Here is a 19,706-nt window from a genome sequence, read left to right on the forward strand (position 1 = left end):
AATTGCTTAAGCTTAGCGTGTTTAATATCCAGTTTTAAGAAAAATATCCTAAGAACTGCGAGTAATTTTCTATACTGATGATAGAGGCCTTATTAACATGAGAGGACAGTAGCAATGGATGATAGTGCTGAACTATTCCTGTTTGATGAAGAAGACGACACCGCTACCGAAACCCTAGAGCCAGCTCCCTGGAAGGTGTTAATTGTGGATGACGATAGCGAAATGCATACCGTCACCAAATTAGTCTTAAACAACTTTTCTTACCAAGATAGAAAGCTCAGCTTTATTGATGCTTACAACGCCGCCGAGGCCTACCAGTTACTGAGTGAACACGGCGATGTCGCGATTGCCTTGGTAGATGTTGTTATGGAGAGTGATGATGCAGGTTTACTGCTTATCGATGATATTCGCCAGCGCCTTAACAACCACAAAATAAGGCTAATTTTGCGCACAGGCCAACCAGGCTTAGCACCTATTAGAGAGGTGATTCGCCGCTATGATGTGAGTGACTATAAAAACAAAACCGAGTTAAGCGACGTAAACCTAGACACTTTAATGTGCGCTTCACTGCGTGCCTATCAAGAAATAACCGAACTTCACTCGCAGCGGAATAACCTGCGAGCGGTCATCAATTCCTCTAGCCATATTGAAAACTGCAAAAACGAACAAAACTTGGCCGCAGGGGTGTTTCGCGAACTTGTTGACTTGTTAGCTCAGCAAGATACAAAGCTTCCCCTTAGTGGCTTGGCCTTAAGTGTTTACCGCTCCAAACTCAAGGTTCTGCACAGCGAAGGAAAACTGGCCTATTTAGAAGACGTTCGCAGCCTACATGAGTTGCCGAGCCGATTGCAGTCATTGCTCAACCAAGCACAGCAAAACCAACAACATAGTTTTGGTGAGAACAACGCGGTGTTTTATTTGCAGAATACTGACAGCGAACCCTTGATGTTCTATCTAGAAGGATGGAGCGATACCCAGCAATTGCAGCTGGAGCCACTTAACTATTTGATTCAAAGTACAGCTGTGAGGCTAGAGAACCAACATCTACAAAAACAGCTGGCTCACGGCCAACTGCGCCTAGTGGAGTTAATTCATCAAGCCATTCAAACCAAACAATATAATACCGAGCAACTTAGCAATGTAGAGCGCTATTGCTCTAAACTAGCGGCCGCTTATTCACTAAGCGATCAGCAACGCGAAGTATTAAACAAAGCCGCTAGCTTCTACAGTCTCGCCAACCACGGCTTACCCGACGCATTGCTTAGCTGCAATATGCTAAGCCAAGGCAGTTGGCAGCGTATTGCTGAGCATTGCCAGCTACCCGATACACTAAAAGATCCCTCGGTGCAGCAGCAGATAGATGCAGCGCTTATCGTAGCCAATCAAAGCCAGGAAAACTGGGATGGCAGTGGCCGCCCTTTAGGCCTAAGTGGTGAAACCATTCATATCTACGCGCGTATTGTTGCCCTAGCCGTATATTTAAGTGAGCAAGGCGACCAACAACAAAGTTTGGCTAAGCTTGATTTAGCCAACAACCCACACTTTGATCCGCAATTAACCACATTTACGGTTAAACACATGTTAAATCCTGATTAATCAGGTCAATTTGGCCAAACTATCACCAAGTTTCAGCTGCCTTATCGGCAGCTTCTTGTTACACTTCGCCCTTAGTCAAATTTGAGGTTTTCCTGTGTTAGTTTGCCCCTGCGGTAGCGGCAACGATTTTCTTCAGTGCTGTCAGCCCATCATCAACGGTGATTGCTTACCGACAAGTTGTGAGCAGTTAATGCGTTCTCGCTACACCGCGTTTACGCTCGGAGATGCCAGTTATCTATGGCAGACACACCATCCAGACTATCGACAGGGCGAAGCCCCGCAATCTTCCGCTAAAGAAGATCTAGGGCAATGGGAAAAGCTACAAATTATCTTTAGCTGTGACTTTAAAGACGGCCAAGCAGGCATAGTGGAGTTTAAAGCCCATTATTGCGAACAAGGCCAACGACAAATTTTGCACGAACGCTCTAACTTTAAAAAAGTTAACGAGCGTTGGTTTTATACTGACGGAGAATTCGCCCCAAAAGCCTTGGCGCGCAATTCGGCTTGCCCCTGCGGGAGCGGCAAAAAGTTTAAACAGTGCTGTAATAAATCTTAACTTTAAAACTGAATAAATCGAAAACACAATGGAAAGAAAAATCCTATTAACCGAATGCCCAGATGCAAAAGGTTTAATCTCAAGCATTACCAATATATGTGCTAAGCACCAGCTTAACATTATCAAAAACAACGAGTTTGTAGATAACGATGCCAATCGCTTTTTTATGCGTACGGTATTAGAAGGCTACTTTAACGACCAAACCTTACTTGCCGATCTAGATGGCGCTCTGCCCACTGGCAGCACTCGCCGTTTAGAAAGTGCTGGGCGTAAGCGCATCGTCATTATGGTAACCAAAGAAGCCCATTGTTTGGGCGATCTACTGATGAAAGCTGTTTACGGTGATATGGACGTAGAAATTGCTGCAGTAGTGGGCAACTACGACAGCCTGCGCAACTTGACGGAAAAATTTGATATTCCTTTCCATCATATTAGCCACGTAGATTTAAGCCGCGAAGAGCATGAGCAGCAAGTTATTGAGGTAGTACAACAATACCAACCAGACTATGTTGTTCTCGCCAAGTACATGCGTATTCTTACGCCGGCCTTTGTGGAAGCCTTCAACAACAAAATCTTAAACATCCATCACTCGTTTTTGCCAGCCTTCATTGGTGCTAAGCCATATAAACAAGCTTACGACCGAGGCGTAAAAATTATTGGAGCTACAGCCCACTTTGTAAACAACGATTTGGACGAAGGACCAATTGTAGAGCAACACGTTATTCATGTTGACCATACTTACAGTGCCGAAGAAATGGCCAAAGCTGGCCGAGATGTAGAAAAAGCAGTATTGAGCAAAGCCCTGCAGCAAGTACTTGATGAAAAAGTATTTGTTTACGGAAACCGTACCGTGGTGTTTCGTTAATTAAAGTACTTAACGCTAAGTGGCTTTGAGTAATCGAAGTCACTTAGTAAGTTGTACATGTCACTCCCCTTCACTTCTTTATCTATTTCTTGTTGCAGATCTGGCTTCGCCACTTTGTGTTTGACTCGGCTTAACAAATCAACGTTGTTCATTACCTCATGAGGTAAACCGTCAACACTGTCCTCTGCACACGCCGCATAGCCGCCAAGAGCTTGTTCTAAACGAATTCGCGAAGTTTCTCCCGCTTGCAGGTGCTTACTCCAATTGGCTTGCACTGGAAACTCATCATCTAGAGCTTTAAGCGCGCGAGCCTGAGCTAATTGAAACTTATCGCGTAAATCTTGCTGAACTTGCTCATGATTTTGCTTCTGCATCGAAAACTGAGCTTGGTCGCACACGTTTTGACTAAGCATGCTGAGTAATAGATGAAAACGAGCTTGTTCACCATGCAAAGTACTTTGGTTAAGCGTATCGCCCAACTGCAGTTCATCACATAAGCTACTCTGTCTAATTTGTTCAACTAACATATCGCTCCTCCATTACCTTTATAGCTATCGGAAGAGCAGACTAAAACTTTAGCAAATATCGGCTAAATGCACAGATAATAGGCAAACAGTAATCTGCCGATAAAAATGTCGCTTTTTTTGCTTTACAGCCCACCAAGTTCTGGTAATATGCCGCTCCACAAGCAGGAGGGGTTCCCGAGTGGCCAAAGGGAACAGATTGTAAATCTGTCGCGAAAGCTTCGGTGGTTCGAATCCACCTCCCTCCACCATACTGATAAAAAAAGACATCCTAGGATGTCTTTTTTTATGCCTGAAATTTGTCGTCAGTATGCAATGGACACAGGGCCCGATGTTTAGCTGGGAATAGATGAATAAGTCTAGGGAATAACAGCATTTTGAAACAAATGCTTAACATGGTGAGGCGGCAGAAACAAATACGCCAAGCTAATTTTAGCTTGGCGTTCCAACCAAATACGGAAAGTAATAAACGGTAAATAGACTAACTTACTAAGTAGAAAGATGTACATTTGCAAATCTAACCACTCAACTAAGGCGGTCCAGCCATCTTAAGGTTGCCCTAAAGACCTGTAACTTTCCGACCTTGGATCACTCCAAGTTTGGCTTTGACTCAGCGCTAATGAGACCAAAAGACTCATTAACACCTCAATATTAAATCAAGCTTGGCTGTTTTTGCAAGGTTTAATAGCAGATACTACTACCGTGCTAACTGTCTATACTTACACTACTTTATCGCTCAGTAACTTATGCTAGGATAAGCCAAAAGGATTAGAACACTCAGTAATGGCAACGCAATATAATTACAGCGACAAGCAAATACTCATCGTTGATGATCAACGAGCCTTTCAGGTTATGCTTAAGGCGATGTTGCAAAACTTTGGTGCAACCGACGTTTATTTTGCAAATACTGGTGAAGCAGCTGTAAGGGCGTGCCGAAAACGAAAATTCGACATACTTTTAGTGGATTATAATCTAGGTACAGGTAAAAATGGCGGCCAGCTTTTAGAAGAACTGCGTGTTAGCGAATTGTTAGAAGTTGATGCCCTATTCTTTATCATTAGTGGTGACAATAACAAAAGCATGGTGCTTAGTGCTCTAGAAATGGAGCCAGATGAGTTTATTACTAAGCCCTTTTCTCAGTTTCAACTGCATAACCGCCTAGCGCGCGCCAATCTTAAGCGACAAAGCCTACGCGAAGTTTACGAGGCACTCGCTAAGAAACAATACCAGCAAGTTATTGAACTCTGCGATAAGCAAATTGAAGCAGAAAGCCGCTATAGCAATTATTGCCGAAACCTACGCGTAGAAGCGCAAATCGCCTTAGGTGAATACCAAGCCGCTAAAGAAGCACTAGAAGCCATACTAGAAGAACGAAAACAAACTTGGGCGAAAGCTACCCTTGGCCGAGTCCACCTTTTGCTAAAAGACAATAAGAGCGCCATAGAAACGCTTAATCGCTCTATCGCCGAGAGCCCTTTGCTACTCACCGGTTACGATTGGCTAGCCCGCGCTTATCGTGCCGAGGGCGAGTTAGACAAAGCTTTAGAAACCGTTCTAAAAGCCTCGAAGTTAGCCGTAAATAGTATCGAGCGACAACAATTGCTCGCAGAACTAGCCATGGAGGCTGGCGATTTAACTCTAGCTAAAGAAACCTTTTCGACCATTTTACAGCTCGCTAGGCGTTCTATACATCGCGGCCCCCATCATCTTTGCAACTATGTACGTAGCCTGATCGATGAAGCGCAAAATGAAGATGATTTATATCGAAAGAATCGCTTGCTGCAAGAGGTTAATTCGGTGCTATTTCATGCAAGACGTGAAGAAGGTAAAGACGAAGACTTTAATTTTGATGCCTTTGAAGGCATCAGCCAAGCTCGAGTGCACGCCACCAAAGGCGAATTAAACAAAGCCAAACGATTGCTGTTTGATAGCCACGACGGTTTGTTAGATGCCCCAGACAAAGTGAGTGGCGAGCTTTTGCCGGATACCTTCTTAACTCTAAACTCTGTAGGCGAATTTGAATACGCAATGCCCTTCGCTGAAGAGCTAGAAAAACGCGATAACATTGACCCTATGTCGCTGTCCTCTGCGCATAAGGTATTAAAAGCCGAAGATTTTGAGCTAAAACTAGGCCAGTTTCGTGAGTACAATAAAATGGGTATTGAAGCCTACGAAGAAGGCCGCTTCCATGAAGCCACTAGCTATTTCGACAAAGCCTTACAAGTTGCCCCAGGTAACACTGGCGCTATCTTAAACAAAATCCAAGCGATTCTAAAACAGCTTAATCAGTCAGAGAAAGGACTCAGCGGCCAACTTTTAACAGACTGTAAAATCACCATTAAACTGCTAGACGGTCTTAAGCTAAATGACAACCACGCCGAACGTTATTCAACCTTAAAAAGCGAGTTCCAGCAATTAGGTAGCAAAAATAAGTAAGCTCTAACCGCAGTTAACCATAACAGTAAAGGCAACTCGCAAAATCCTCTATTTGAAATACACTTAGCTTTAGGCCAGTAAAAAAACTGGCTAATAATCAAATTGTTGATTAATAGCTGGAGTGTTAGCGAAATATGGAGAAATGCGGTAAATGCCTCTATCAAGATAGCTCTGGTGCCAGCTGCAGTGAGCCAGCTTTAGAAAGTGGTTTGTGTTTTTGGCACGATCCTGACGAGGACAAGTGCGGCGAGGAGATCAAAGAGAAGCTAGAAAACTACGCCCAAAATGGCGGTATGCTTCGAGGAATCAGCCTAAAAAAAGCCAAGCTTGCGGGTATTGATTTAGTTCGCTACAACAGCAAGCAAGGTTACGACCTCTCTGGCGCTGACCTCTACCGAAGCGACTTAAAAGGTGCTCACCTTTTCAATATTAACCTACAAAACGGTAGCTTGATGAAAGCCGATTTGCGAGGTGCTAACCTAAATCATGCCGACCTAACTAAAACCAACCTACTCGGTGCCAAAATGGACCAATGTAAGTGCGATAGCCTTTGTGTGGGTGAAAAAGTCCTTCAAGAGCAACTCGGTAGTGCTGCCGAACAGCAACAAGATAAAGAAGCCATGGCCGACTACTACCAACAAGCCGAAGAGGTATATCGCGGTTTGCGCAAAACAGCTGAGTCGGAAGGCTTGTTTACCACAGCAGGCGTGTTTCTGCGTAAAGAACTCACTATGCGACGTTATCAAATGCCCAAATTCTCTTATCGACGAGGAATATCCAAGCTGGTTGATTTGGTATGCGGTTACGGAGAGTTACCGATTCGCGTGGTATACACCTCAATGTTAATCATTTTAAGCTGCGCAATTATCTACTCATTTACCGGTATTCACTTTAACGGCAATATTGTTTCGCTTAGTGTTAACCACAGCCTTGGGCAAAACGTTGTGGCGTTTTTTGAATGCTTATATTACAGCGTGGTCACATTTACTACGCTTGGTTATGGCGACTTCACTCCTGTTGGACTTTCCCGAATTTTCGCCGCCATAGAGGCCTTTAGCGGTAGCTTTATCATTGCGCTGTTTGTTGTAGTGTTTGTAAAGAAAATGACCCGCTAGCGCTGTTGAGGCCAGTTTTCTTAGATAAGCAGTGCTTTTTAACTAGCACTTTCGTAAAGTTAGATTAACCTTTATCTTTTACTCAACACCCTAGTAAGGAATCGACCTTGAAATTTGTGGTTATCGCTCTACTCGCTATTTTTGTGATTTTGTTTATTCTTCGCGCCAATAATAATGCCAAAGCGGTTAAGCAAAACCGTCAACTGGGCCACGACTTTCTTGCCGAAAACGCTCAAAAAGACGGTGTAATAACCACAGAATCAGGGTTGCAGTACGTGATTTTGGAAGATGTTGTAGAAGGCGCTGAGAAGCCTTCAGCAAACAGCACTGTGACCGTTCATTACCATGGAACACTGTTAAGCGGCTTAGTGTTTGATAGCTCGGTAGAACGCAAACGCCCTGCACAGTTCCCCTTAGGGCAAGTTATCGCCGGCTGGACCGAAGGTTTGCAATATATGAGCGTGGGCGAGAAATTCCGTTTCTTTATCCCAAGTCAATTAGCCTATGGCGACCGTAGTGTGGCATCAATTCCTGCCGGCTCTACCTTAATCTTCGAAGTAGAATTGCTGTCGGTTGATAGTAAGTAGGCTGATTGAACACTTCATGTAAATGTAAAAAGCCTTGGCATGACCAAGGCTTTTTTATGTCTACTGTCCCGTCCGGAAATAGGTTGACATAAAGAGGACTTCTTTATGACAACACCCATTAACTCAAGCCCTAAGCGCACACAACGAGATTACACCTTAGCCTTTAAATTAGGTGTCGTAGAGCGCGTCGAAAAAGGCGAAATGACTTACAAACAAGCTCAAGCCCGATTTGGCATTCAGGGGCGTTCAACAGTACTGGTTTGGCTCAGAAAACATGGTAGGCTTGATTGGTCAAAACCATTTCAGCATCCCCTTATGCCTAATTCAAAAGAAACGCCAGCCGAAACAATCAAGCGCCTTGAGCGTGAGTTAGCCGAAGAGAAGCTACGTAACCAAATCCTCAATGGTATGGTCGATATCATGGACAATGAATACGGAGCGGGCCTTAGAAAAAAGTACTTATCCGGTACATCTGGCAAGCGAAAACCGACAGCGAAATAAACCTAGCTGCTGCATGTCGCGCGGCGGGTATTTCACGGCAATCTATTTATCAGGCGGTCGCCCGAATGGAAAACCGTAGAGCGACGTTATCGGTCATCAAAGACTGGGTACAGTACTGGCGTAAATATATGCCGCGATTGGGTGTACGCAAGCTCTACGTGTTGATAAAGCCTAAACTCCTTGAGCACGACATTAAACTTGGACGAGATGGGCTCTTTGCCTATTTGAGACGTGAKGGTTTGCTGGTTAAACCAAAGAGAAGCTTCACCAAAACGACATTCAGCAAGCACTGGATGAAGAAACATCCTAACCTGCTGAAAGAGGAAGGGTTACATGATGCAGAGCATGTACTGGTTAGCGACATAACCTATCTTGAATCAGACCAAGGTGTACACTATCTGTCGCTGGTGACCGATGCTGCTTCTCGTAAAATAGTCGGTCATCACTTGAGTGAGGACATGAAAGCTGACAGCGTAGTGAAGGCCCTGAAAATGGCGGTTAAAGATAAGCGCTATATCGCTAACACGGTACACCACTCAGACCGAGGCTCACAATACTGCTCGGCAGTTTATCAGGATGARCTGTTGATAAACCAAATTCGACCCTCGATGACAGACGGTTATGATTGCTACCAAAATGCGTTGGCGGAAAGGATAAACGGAATACTGAAGCAGGAGTTTTTACTGTACCGATGTAAAACGCTTAAAGAAATGAAGATACTTGTAAAAGAATCGATAGCGATATACAACGCTATGAGGCCGCATCTGAGTTTAAATATGAAAACGCCCAATCAGGTGCACAATAGAAAAGGCCAGCTACTGGAGCTGGCCTAAAAATCGTCAACCTATCTTAGGACGGGTCATCTTGTAAAAATTAACGAAGGCTATCGATAACATCGTTAAACAAAGGGCTTGGGCGCATTGCTGCGGCCACTTTAACACTGTCTGGTTGGTAGTACCCAACTAAGTCAACTGCTGGTCCCTGAGCGGTGTTTAGCTGCTCTACAATTTGAGCTTCTTGGCTAGCAAGCTTTTGCGCTACTTCAGCGAAAACAGCTTTTAGCTCTTGGTCTTCGCTTTGCTCTGCTAAGCACTGTGCCCAGTACAAACATAGGTAGAAATGACTACCACGGTTGTCTAGCTCTTTCACTTTACGCGAAGGAGATTTGTTTTCGTCTAAGAAAGTACCGGTAGCTTTATCAAGCGTACTGGCTAGTACCGCAGCTTTAGCGTTGTTAGTTACTTGCCCTAGGTGCTCCAAAGAAGCAGATAGCGCTAAGAACTCACCTAAAGAATCCCAACGTAAGTGGTTTTCTTTTTCGAACTGCTGAACGTGCTTAGGCGCAGAACCGCCGGCACCAGTTTCGAATAAACCGCCGCCATTCATAAGCGGTACAATTGACAGCATTTTAGCCGAAGTACCTAGCTCAAGAATTGGGAATAAGTCGGTTAGGTAGTCACGTAATACGTTACCGGTAACAGAAATCGTATCTAAGCCTTGCTTAACACGTTCTAGAGAGAACTGAGTCGCATCGCTTGGCGCAAGTACTTTAATTTCTAAGCCGCTAGTATCATGTTCAGTTAAGTACTGTTCTACTTTGCTAATTAGCTGAGCATCGTGAGCACGATTTGCATCTAACCAGAATACTGCTGGAGTATTGGTTAAGCGAGCACGGTTAACTGCTAGTTTCACCCAATCACGAATTGGCGCGTCTTTAACTTGGCACATTCTGAAAATGTCGCCTTGCTTAACCGCTTGGCTAAGTACTACTTGGCCATTTTGGTCAACTACTTCTACCGTACCAGCTGCTGGTGCAGTAAAGGTTTTATCGTGTGAACCATATTCTTCGGCTTTTTGCGCCATTAAACCAACGTTAGCTACCGAACCCATAGTTGTTGGGTTAAACGCGCCGTTCTCTTTACAGAAATCGATGGTTTGCTGATAAATGCTTGCGTAGCTGCGATCTGGGATCACCGCTTTAGTATCTTGTTGCTTGCCTTCGCTATTCCACATTTGACCAGATGCACGGATCATTGCAGGCATAGACGCATCAATAATTACATCGCTTGGTACGTGCAAGTTAGTAATGCCTTTGTCTGAATCTACCATGGCTAAACCAGGGCGCTGCGCGTATACCGCGTCAATTGCAGCTTTAATTTCTTCTTGCTTGGCCGCGTCTAACTGTTGAATTTTAGCGTAAACGTCACCTAAGCCGTTGCTTACATCAACACCTAGCTCTTCAAATAGTTCGCCGTATTTAGCAAATACATCTTTAAAGAATACTTTTACTACGTGGCCAAAGATAATTGGGTCAGACACCTTCATCATGGTGGCTTTCATATGTAGCGAGAACAAAATGCCTTTAGCTTTTGCATCTTCAATTTCTGCTTCAATAAATGAAGACAGTTCAGCCACGTTTAGCGCTGCTGCGTCAATTACTTCGCCAGCTAGTACAGGGAATGCTTCTTTTAAAGTGATGGTTTCGCCAGCGTCAGTTTTTAACTGAATAGATACCGAACCAGCATCTTGGATAGTGGCTGATACTTCGCTGCCGTAAAAATCGCCTTGGCTCATGCTAGCTACGTGGCTTAAAGAATCTTTTGACCAAGCACCCATAGAGTGTGGATTATTGCGAGCATATTGCTTAACTGAACCAGGCGCACGACGGTCTGAGTTACCTTCACGCAATACTGGGTTTACCGCACTGCCTTTTACTTTGTCGTATTTGGCTTTAGCGTCACGCTCTTGGTCGTTACTTGGCTCTTCTGGGTAATCAGGTAAAGCGTAACCTTGGGCTTGCAACTCTTTAATCGCCGCTTTTAATTGCGGAACCGAGGCACTGATGTTTGGAAGCTTAATAATGTTAGCTTCTGGCTTTTTAGCCAATTCACCTAGCTCGGCTAAGGCATCAGAGATTTGTTGTTGCTCGGTTAAACATTCAGGAAAGCTAGCAATAATACGAGCAGCTAAAGAAATATCACGGGTTTCTACATCAACACCAGCAGCATTAGTAAACGCTTGTACAATAGGTAGTAGTGAGTACGTGGCTAAGGCTGGCGCTTCGTCCGTTAAGGTATAAATAATCTTTGACGTCATGTCGGTCCCTAAAAGTTGTGGTTGCTCTCGCAATGGCTGCCATTTTTATACAAATGATCGAGTCTGCGAGGTGGTTAGCGAGCAATAAAAAACTACAAAGCTTGTTTACTTATTAACTCACCGTCCAATAATTCGGCCAAAATAATAAACCATTTACAAACGCTTTAACATTGTTTTACTAGTGGTACATCCATTAGATGTTACAATTGGCGCTATGAATAAGTTTGCAAAATCGCCAGCGCAGCGTCGTTTTAAACGAAAGCCTCAGGCCAAATCAGTTAAACCACTTAATGGCCCACGCCGTTTAGTTCTGTTCAATAAACCCTTTGACGTACTTAGCCAATTTACCGATGGCCAAGGCCGAGCAACCCTAAAAGACTATATCGATATTGAAGAGGTTTACGCCGCCGGTCGGCTAGATAGAGACAGCGAAGGATTGTTGCTGTTAACAAACGACGGGAAACTGCAACATCAGCTTGCTAATCCCAAAGCCAAAACCAGCAAAACCTATTGGGTACAAGTGGAAGGCGCGCCCAGCGATGCCGAACTAGAACCTTTACGTAAAGGCGTAACCCTAAAAGACGGTCCCTGTTTGCCGGCCAAAGTAAGGCTGATGCAAGAGCCCGATTTATGGCCACGTAATCCACCGGTTCGTGAGCGTAAATCTATTCCCACCACTTGGTTAAGCATTAGCATTAAAGAAGGGCGAAATCGGCAGGTACGCCGCATGACAGCAGCCATTGGCTTCCCTACTCTGCGCTTGGTTCGCTATCAAATTGGCCACTACACCTTAGACGGAATAGCCAACGGCAGTTACCAGCAATTAGTGGGCGAAGACATCACATAGACACCCATGCTGAAATGCTGTTTTCGTCACAGTTTTTCTGGTAGAATTCGCCGCAAATTTTTCCCAACAAGTTAGCATGAACTCAAACAACACTAAAAAAGTGATTGTCGGTATGTCCGGCGGCGTCGACTCTTCCGTTTCAGCCTACTTGCTTATTCAGCAAGGCTATCAGGTTGAAGGTCTTTTTATGAAGAACTGGGAAGAAGACGACAACAGCGAATACTGTGCAGCGGCAGAAGACTTAGCCGACGCTCAAGCTGTGTGTGACAAACTAGGTATTAAGCTACATACCATTAACTTCTCAGCAGAATACTGGGATAACGTATTTGAACACTTCCTTGAAGAGTACAAAGCGGGTCGCACGCCAAATCCAGACATTATGTGTAACAAGGAAATTAAGTTTAAGGCATTTTTGGAATTTGCCGCAGAAGAATTGTCTGCCGACTACATCGCCACTGGGCACTACGTACAGCGCCGCTTTCAAGACGGTCACTGGCAAATGCTACGCGGCTTAGATAGCAATAAAGATCAAAGCTACTTCTTATACACCCTAGAAGAAAAGCATATTGCGCAAACGCTATTCCCTGTAGGCGAAATTGAAAAGCCAGAAGTACGCCGCATTGCCGAAGAACAAGGTTTGATTACCGCTAATAAAAAAGACTCAACCGGGATCTGTTTTATTGGTGAGCGCAAATTTACCGACTTCTTAGCTCAGTACCTCCCCGCTCAACCAGGTGATATTGAAACCTGCGAAGGCAAGGTAATTGGCAAGCACCAAGGTTTGATGTACCACACCCTAGGCCAACGTAAAGGTTTAGGCATCGGCGGCACCAAAGACGGTGACGAGACCCCTTGGTACACCGTAGACAAAGACATTGAGCGCAACGTGCTTATTGTTGGCCAAGGTCACGACCACCCTCGCCTAAAATCTCGGGCACTTATTGCAGGCCAACTGCATTGGGTAGACCGTAAAACCATTACTGAAGAATTGCGCTGTAGCGTTAAAATTCGTTACCGCCAACAAGACGTAGCTTGTACCATTATTCCGCGTGACAACGATGAAATAGAAGTGGTATTCGACGAAGCCCAAATTGCGGTTACGCCTGGTCAGTCTGCGGTATTTTATCTAAACGAAGTATGTTTAGGTGGCGGTATCATTGAACAAAAAATTGGCCTATAGCCTATGAGCAATGCAATCCACGATCGTGTTATCGCGTTTGCTGGCATCTGCCAAGTGGCTAAGCTGGTGCAAGATGTTGCGCGCACTAGCAACTGCGACGAAGCGGGTTTAAAGACCAGCTTAAACAGCATTCTTATTACCAACCCTAACGAAACCGTTGAGGTATTTGGCTCATTAGAACAGCTAAAACTTGGTTTGGGCGTAATGAGCGGCCAACTAAGTAGCCAACAAGAAAAGCGTAACGCCGAGATAACACGCTACCTAGTGAGCTTGTTAGCCCTAGAGCGACGCTTAAACAAACGCCCCGACCTAATGAACATGATGGGCGAGCGCATTGGCCAACTAGATAGACAATTACAACATTTCGATTTGCTCGACCAACAAGTGCTGGGCGGTATCGCCGACATTTATAGCGACATTATTAGCCCGCTTGGTCCGCGCATTCAAGTAGCTGGAAACGTGAGCTACTTACAGCAACCGGTGGTTCAACACAAAGTTCGCGCGCTGCTGCTAGCCGGCATTCGCGCCAGTGTTCTGTGGCGCCAATTGGGCGGCCAACGACGCCAGTTACTGTTTTCACGTAAAAACTACTTACAGCAAACAACACAACTTTTACACACCATTGATTAGTTAATTTAGGAGATCACCATGGAACTGTCGGCCTTGACAGCCATTTCCCCGATAGACGGACGCTACGGGGATAAAACTTCTGAACTACGTAGTATTTTTAGCGAGTTTGGCTTAATTAAATACCGCGTACGAGTAGAAATTCGTTGGTTACAAAAACTTGCTCAACAGCAAAATATTGCTGAAGTGCCAAGCTTCTCTCCTGAGGCTATCGCGTTTCTAGATAGCATTAACGACAACTTTAACGAAGCCGATGCTGCTCGCGTTAAAGAAATTGAACGTACCACTAACCACGACGTAAAAGCGGTTGAGTACTTTCTAAAAGAAAAAGTAGCAGGCAACGCCGAACTTGATGCCGTATCAGAGTTCATCCACTTTGCTTGTACTTCAGAAGACATTAACAACTTGTCTCACGCGTTAATGCTAAGCGAAGCACGCAGCGAAGTATTAGTGCCTTACCTGCAAAAGCTAATCGATGCGATTACCGATCTTGCTAAAGAACTTCGTGAAACACCGTTGTTGTCACGCACCCACGGTCAGCCGGCATCGCCAAGCACCATGGGTAAAGAAATGGCCAACGTAGTTGCCCGTTTACGTCGCCAGCTTAAGCAAATTGAAGCAGTAGAAGTACTAGGTAAAATTAACGGTGCAGTAGGTAACTACAACGCTCACATCTCTGCTTACCCAGAAGTTGACTGGCACCAGTTCTCTGAAGAGTTTGTTACCAGCCTAGGTGTGCAATGGAACCCGTACACTACCCAGATTGAGCCGCACGATTACATCGCAGAACTATACGATGCCATCGCCCGCTTCAACACCATCTTGCTAGACTTTGACCGCGACATTTGGGGTTACATTTGCCTTGGTCACTTTAAGCAAAAAACCATTGCTGGTGAAATTGGCTCATCAACCATGCCGCACAAAGTTAACCCAATCGACTTTGAAAACTCAGAAGGTAACCTAGGAATTGCCAACGCATTGTTTGGCCACCTAGCCGCTAAACTGCCTGTTTCTCGTTGGCAGCGCGACCTTACCGACTCAACGGTACTGCGTAACCTTGGTGTAGCCATGGGCTACTCGTTAATTGCTTACCAAGCCACGCTAAAAGGCGTGAGTAAGTTACAAGTTAACGAAGAAAACTTGCTTAAAGATTTAGACGGCAATTGGGAAGTATTGGCCGAGCCAGTACAAACCGTTATGCGCCGTTACGGCATCGAAAAGCCTTACGAGAAGTTAAAAGAGCTTACTCGTGGTAAGCGCGTAGACGCACAAGCTATGCGTGAGTTTATCGACGGTTTAGACATGCCAGAATCAGCCAAAGACGAGCTGAAGAAGATGACGCCAGCCAACTACATTGGTGATGCGATTAAGCTTGTAGACCAGCTGTAATAACTACTGCCTAAAGCCTCACGCTTAAGGCCTAGTTAATAGCAAAAGCCACAACAATTGTTGTGGCTTTTTTATTTGCCTCAGATAACCAAATCTCTCTAACCGCCCCAACTACAGGCAAAACTACGAGCGACGTAACACCGCCCCATTTCTGGTCATGCATACAGTATTATTTGTTTTTGGCTTTCTAGTGTGAATAAACAAGACAAATTGTGCGCGTTTTGCCTTGAGCTGAAAAAATTACAAGCGTAGTATCAATCACTTAGCTTAGTGTTGAATTAGATAATAGGTTTATTAACTGTGCATGCGCGTTTTGCCAGAAAACGTATTGAGCCTTATTCTTGTTTCTTCATTAAATTCAGATATTTAGCCATGCGCGTTTTCACTGGTCTAATCTGGTAAACGCGCATGCGCACTATACGAATGTTAGCATGACGAGATAATATGAAGCCTAAATCACACACTTTGTTTCATTTCACAAAAAACATCGAGTTTGTTAAAAATATTTTACTTGATGGTTTTTGGCCTAGGTACTACCTAGAAGATTTGAGTTGGTATATTTTTGAATATGATTATGTGGCTTTTCCAATGGTTTGCTTTTGCGATATTCCGCTGTCTAGAATTGGTGAACATGTCGATTTTTATGGCGAATTTGGGATAGGGGTAACTAAAGAATGGGCATTGGCTAATAATTTGAATCCATTGTCATATGTAGCAAAAAACAGTACATATTGTTCTTCGGTCAATAACCTATTTAAAAATGCACATGGTCAAAATGGATACTATGAAGGCGCAGGAAATGATTTAAATCAACTACTCTCCTTTTTAAAACCATTAGAAGGGAAAATGCTACTTTCCGGATCTCCTGTGGATAAAGAGTTTTACCAAGAAAGTGAATGGCGTTTTGTTCCCAAAAAAACTGATGTTCAAGCTTGGTTGGATAAACAGTCTTATGATAATGCCGAAACTCTTGAGCAACACAATAAAGAGACAAAGGAATTCTCCTCTCTAAAAATATCGCCAGCAGATATTAAATATGTATTTGTAAAGAGTGATAGTGATATTCCTGAAATGATTAACTTTATTCAAACCAAGCTTGATAACTACTCAGGAGTTGAACTAAAAATATTGATGTCTCGGGTAGTGTCACTAGAAAGTATATCCAGCGATTTGTAGTAAGTCATGCTAACAAGTCACTAAAGATGGACTCGTAACAGTTGGCTCGGTTCCGCTTCGCTACACATTTTAGCCAACAATTACTCGCCTCTTAGTGAGGCGTTATACGGAATTCAAATTGGCATATAGTAAAACTTTATCATCGGACGCCGACATTGCTTTTATAGAGGTATCTGGTTGGGACGAGCCTGGAATAGCTTTTAGCACTTCTAAAATAGAAAGCCTGCTGAGCCAACTTAAGGTTGTTGGAGACGATATGATTTCTAGTAAAGATGGAAAAGCGGGTGAAGCTCTTTATTTTATTGAGTCAGAATTACACTCACTTCTTCGTTCAAGTAAAAACATGAAGTCAGGTAACTAGTCCCGTATTACAAGGAGCTTAGCAGGACAAATAACCGTTGGCTTTTGCTCCTGCGTCGCCTATTTTCGCCAACAACTATTCGTCCATTAGCGGGGCGTTAGCAGTAAAGGATAGAAATGTTCAGTATCTTCAAGAAAAAGGAAGCTCCAATATTAACGGTGCTGGTGAATGGGAAGGAAGTTTGTTCGATTGTAAAAGACGAGCTGCCTGTCGAAAAAAAACCAACGGTGAAGTGCGATGCGCGTAGCACCATTGAATTTATTGATTCAGAGGGTAATAAGACCACTCATGATCTTGGAAATAATTCTGGTTGGTTTCACTTTTCCGTAAGAGTCCACCCCAATCTTGCATGCCAAGCAGATTGCGTGATTACTGACTCAAAAGAATTTAATGAAAGTGCATTCAAAGAAGGCAAGGCAACTGGTATTCGGTTGCAGCCATTTTTTCTGAGTGGATCAAGCACTGATGCAAGCATTTTCATAGGTCGAGGCCTATTTAAAAGAGGGCTTCACTTCAATGGCACTGTTACTCCAGGAAATACAGTTCTATCTTGTGTATGCGATAGCTGCCAAAAGTCATTCTTAATACAGTCTTATCATGCAGGTTTTAGTAATTCCGGCTATTTTTACTCTGGCTCGGGGAAATACACGATTACGGTAAGTGACCACATTGAAGGTAGCCCTGCCGCATTATCAGCCCCAAATAAAGATCCACTGTCAAAACTGGAAGGCATGCTACCTGAAGCACCAGATGGCAGTGCTTTTAGCTATCTAAATCCGTTTAGGTGCCCTCACTGTAGTGCACCTTATATTGACTTCGAGAAATATCCCGAAGATCGAGCGGGTGAGTACTACGGCAACTATTTTGTAGGTTCGGAGCTCCTAAGTTATGAGCCAGTTCACGGCTAACAAGTGCATGTTGTTGGACTGGTTTTCCGCTGCGCTCCAAACCAGCCGCAAATGCAGGCGTTAGCTCAAAAAAAAAGCAGCCGATGGCTGCTTTTTACTAACTGCAATTTAAGCTCTTAAGCATTTAAGCCTTGGCTTTTGAGGTACTCTTCGTAGGTGCCGTGGAAGTCTACTATACCTTCTGGTGTCATTTCGATAATACGCGTAGCAAGGCTTGATACAAACTCTCGGTCGTGGCTTACAAATACCAAAGTGCCTGGGTAGTTTTCTAAGGCTAAGTTGAGTGACTCAATAGATTCCATATCCAAGTGGTTGGTTGGCTCGTCCATCACCATAATGTTTGGTTTTTGCAAAATCATTTTACCAAACAGCATACGACCTTGTTCACCACCAGAGATAACCTTAACGGATTTGTTAATGTCTTGCTGTGAGAATAGTAAACGGCCTAAGGTGCCACGAATCACTTGTTCGTCGTCGCCCTCTTTACCCCATTGCCACATCCAGTCAATTAGGTTTTTATCTTCTTCAAAATCGGCAGCATGGTCCTGCGCGTAGTAACCTAGCTGAGCATTCTCAGACCATTTAATGCTACCGCCAAAATCGGTATCGCCCACCAAACATTTAAGGAAGGTTGTTTTACCAATACCGTTAGGGCCAATAACCGCTATGCGCTCGCCCACTTCCACCATTAAATTAAGATCTTTAAATAAGGTTTCTTCGTAGCTCTTTTCTAAGCCTTCAATTTGTAAGGCTAAGCGGTGCAGCTTTTTCTCTTCTTCGAAGCGAATGTAAGGGTTTTGACGGCTAGAAGGTTTAACTTCGGCCAACTGAATTTTATCAATTTGTTTAGCGCGAGAAGTAGCTTGCTTAGATTTAGAAGCGTTGGCCGAGAAGCGGCTAACAAAGGTTTTAAGCTCAGCAATTTGCGCTTTTTTCTTGGCGTTGTCCGACAACATTTGCTCTCGCGCTTGGGTTGCCGCTGTCATGTACTCGTCGTAAGAACCAGGGAATGTGCGTAGCTCACCGTAATCTAAATCGGCCATATGAGTACATACACTGTTTAAAAAGTGTCTGTCGTGCGAGATGATAATCATGGTGCAGTTACGCTCGTTAAGCACCCCTTCCAACCAACGAATAGTATTAATATCCAAGTTGTTGGTTGGTTCGTCGAGCAACATAATGTCTGGGTCACCAAACAATACTTGGGCTAGCAATACACGTAGTTTCCAACCGGGAGCCACTTCGCTCATTGGGCCGTAATGTTGTTCAATTGGAATGCCTACGCCTAACAGTAATTCGCCGGCACGCGCTTCTGCAGTGTAACCGTCCATTTCTGCAAATTCGGCTTCTAGCTCTGCAGCACGAATACCGTCTTCTTCTGTCATTTCTGGGTTGTCGTAAATCGCATCGCGCTCAGACTTAACTGCCCACAACTCTTCGTAACCCATAATCACGGTGTCGATTACCGCTTTATCTTCGTAAGCAAATTGGTCTTGCTTTAGCTTACCAATGCGCTCGTTAGGATCTTTAGATACATTGCCCGCACTTGGTTCTAAATCACCACCTAATATCTTCATAAAGGTAGATTTACCACAACCATTAGCACCGATAAGACCGTAACGGTTACCTTCGCCAAATTTAACTGAGACATTTTCGAACAAGGGCTTGGCGCCAAATTGCATGGTGATATTAGAAGAAGTAAGCAATGTAAATATTCCGATTGGTTACGTTACACCAGCTTATTGCTGGGTAATCTGGTGACTAAATTGTTTGGTCGCGCATTATGCCACAACTTGCTTAAACAACGCACATATTAGGACAAAGATCACATAAGTTTAGCTGCGTTGAGTCTATCCGCCGGAAAACTAAGCATTCAACAGCCAGCCTAGCGCTTTTATATGACGGCTTGGTTTATTTGGATTATTCTAATCACAGATCATCG

The 19,706-nt window shown here is 44.1% G+C and carries 17 protein-coding genes, 1 tRNA gene and 1 riboswitch; of the genes, 15 read left to right on the forward strand and 3 right to left on the reverse strand.

Annotated features, from left to right (window positions below):
- Positions 1 to 114: 114 nt before the first annotated feature.
- From G6R11_RS08540 to purU, 3 genes are all read left to right on the forward strand, one after another.
- The gene (locus tag G6R11_RS08540; protein WP_163132655.1) at positions 115 to 1,596 is read left to right on the forward strand and encodes a DUF3369 domain-containing protein; all 1,482 of its coding nucleotides are present in this window, start codon (positions 115 to 117) and stop codon (positions 1,594 to 1,596) included.
- Positions 1,597 to 1,690: 94 nt separating this feature from the next.
- Positions 1,691 to 2,152 (forward strand): YchJ family protein, encoded by a 462-nt coding sequence (locus G6R11_RS08545; RefSeq protein ID WP_163132656.1) that lies wholly within the window; start codon positions 1,691 to 1,693, stop codon positions 2,150 to 2,152.
- 28 nt (positions 2,153 to 2,180) lie between these two features.
- Positions 2,181 to 3,017 carry a formyltetrahydrofolate deformylase gene (gene purU / locus G6R11_RS08550; RefSeq protein ID WP_163132657.1) on the forward strand — a complete coding sequence of 279 codons (837 nt, stop codon included), beginning with the start codon at positions 2,181 to 2,183 and terminating at the stop codon, positions 3,015 to 3,017.
- On the opposite strand, the gene G6R11_RS08555 is transcribed toward purU, so the two are convergent.
- Positions 3,014 to 3,544 carry a VC2046/SO_2500 family protein gene (locus G6R11_RS08555; protein WP_163132658.1) on the reverse strand — a complete coding sequence of 177 codons (531 nt, stop codon included), beginning with the start codon at positions 3,542 to 3,544 and terminating at the stop codon, positions 3,014 to 3,016. The two genes, purU and G6R11_RS08555, sit on opposite strands and share 4 nt — an antisense overlap.
- A 164-nt stretch (positions 3,545 to 3,708) precedes the next feature.
- Here G6R11_RS08555 and G6R11_RS08560 point away from each other — a divergent pair.
- The 5 genes from G6R11_RS08560 (at position 3,709) to G6R11_RS08580 (ending at position 9,013) form a co-directional block, all read left to right on the forward strand.
- A tRNA-Tyr gene (locus G6R11_RS08560) sits at positions 3,709 to 3,792 on the forward strand.
- A gap of 279 nt (positions 3,793 to 4,071) precedes the next feature.
- A riboswitch (cyclic di-GMP riboswitch) is annotated at positions 4,072 to 4,155 on the reverse strand.
- Positions 4,156 to 4,324: 169 nt separating this feature from the next.
- Positions 4,325 to 5,977, forward strand: coding sequence for a response regulator (locus G6R11_RS08565; RefSeq protein ID WP_163132659.1), 1,653 nt, complete (start codon positions 4,325 to 4,327; stop codon positions 5,975 to 5,977).
- A gap of 134 nt (positions 5,978 to 6,111) precedes the next feature.
- Positions 6,112 to 7,092 (forward strand): pentapeptide repeat-containing protein, encoded by a 981-nt coding sequence (locus tag G6R11_RS08570; protein ID WP_163132660.1) that lies wholly within the window; start codon positions 6,112 to 6,114, stop codon positions 7,090 to 7,092.
- 107 nt (positions 7,093 to 7,199) lie between these two features.
- A complete protein-coding gene (locus tag G6R11_RS08575; RefSeq protein ID WP_163132661.1) occupies positions 7,200 to 7,679 on the forward strand; it encodes an FKBP-type peptidyl-prolyl cis-trans isomerase in 480 nt (159 codons plus the stop codon).
- A gap of 105 nt (positions 7,680 to 7,784) precedes the next feature.
- Positions 7,785 to 9,013 (forward strand): IS3 family transposase gene (locus G6R11_RS08580; protein WP_163130376.1). Its coding sequence is split into 2 segments (ribosomal slippage): positions 7,785 to 8,136 and positions 8,136 to 9,013, totalling 1,230 coding nucleotides; the frame shifts between segments, so codons are not numbered across the junction.
- Positions 9,014 to 9,053: 40 nt separating this feature from the next.
- On the opposite strand, the gene G6R11_RS08585 is transcribed toward G6R11_RS08580, so the two are convergent.
- Entirely contained in the window at positions 9,054 to 11,276 is a 2,223-nt protein-coding gene (locus G6R11_RS08585; RefSeq protein WP_163132662.1) for an NADP-dependent isocitrate dehydrogenase, read from the reverse strand.
- A gap of 214 nt (positions 11,277 to 11,490) precedes the next feature.
- Here G6R11_RS08585 and G6R11_RS08590 point away from each other — a divergent pair, with 214 nt between their 5' ends.
- The 7 genes from G6R11_RS08590 (at position 11,491) to G6R11_RS08620 (ending at position 17,764) form a co-directional block, all read left to right on the forward strand.
- Positions 11,491 to 12,123: a pseudouridine synthase gene (locus G6R11_RS08590; RefSeq protein WP_163132663.1), complete on the forward strand. Its 633-nt coding sequence runs from the start codon at positions 11,491 to 11,493 to the stop codon at positions 12,121 to 12,123.
- A 76-nt stretch (positions 12,124 to 12,199) separates the two neighbouring features.
- Entirely contained in the window at positions 12,200 to 13,303 is a 1,104-nt protein-coding gene (gene mnmA, locus G6R11_RS08595; RefSeq protein ID WP_163132664.1) for a tRNA 2-thiouridine(34) synthase MnmA, read from the forward strand.
- Positions 13,304 to 13,306: 3 nt separating this feature from the next.
- Positions 13,307 to 13,933 carry a high frequency lysogenization protein HflD gene (gene hflD / locus G6R11_RS08600; protein ID WP_163132665.1) on the forward strand — a complete coding sequence of 209 codons (627 nt, stop codon included), beginning with the start codon at positions 13,307 to 13,309 and terminating at the stop codon, positions 13,931 to 13,933.
- Between the two features lie 18 nt (positions 13,934 to 13,951).
- Positions 13,952 to 15,319 carry an adenylosuccinate lyase gene (gene purB / locus G6R11_RS08605; RefSeq protein ID WP_163132666.1) on the forward strand — a complete coding sequence of 456 codons (1,368 nt, stop codon included), beginning with the start codon at positions 13,952 to 13,954 and terminating at the stop codon, positions 15,317 to 15,319.
- 444 nt (positions 15,320 to 15,763) lie between these two features.
- On the forward strand, positions 15,764 to 16,495 hold the full coding sequence (locus G6R11_RS08610; protein WP_163132667.1) for an abortive infection system antitoxin AbiGi family protein: 732 nt from the start codon (positions 15,764 to 15,766) through the stop codon (positions 16,493 to 16,495).
- 118 nt (positions 16,496 to 16,613) lie between these two features.
- On the forward strand, positions 16,614 to 16,856 hold the full coding sequence (locus tag G6R11_RS08615) for a hypothetical protein (protein ID WP_163132668.1): 243 nt from the start codon (positions 16,614 to 16,616) through the stop codon (positions 16,854 to 16,856).
- Between the two features lie 116 nt (positions 16,857 to 16,972).
- On the forward strand, positions 16,973 to 17,764 hold the full coding sequence (locus G6R11_RS08620) for a hypothetical protein (protein WP_163132669.1): 792 nt from the start codon (positions 16,973 to 16,975) through the stop codon (positions 17,762 to 17,764).
- A 116-nt stretch (positions 17,765 to 17,880) separates the two neighbouring features.
- Here G6R11_RS08620 and G6R11_RS08625 read toward each other — a convergent pair whose 3' ends face one another.
- Positions 17,881 to 19,470: an ABC-F family ATPase gene (locus tag G6R11_RS08625; RefSeq protein WP_163132670.1), complete on the reverse strand. Its 1,590-nt coding sequence runs from the start codon at positions 19,468 to 19,470 to the stop codon at positions 17,881 to 17,883.
- Positions 19,471 to 19,706 lie beyond the last annotated feature (236 nt).

This window comes from Agarivorans sp. Alg241-V36 (genome assembly GCF_900537085.1).
GTDB lineage: Bacteria > Pseudomonadota > Gammaproteobacteria > Enterobacterales > Celerinatantimonadaceae > Agarivorans.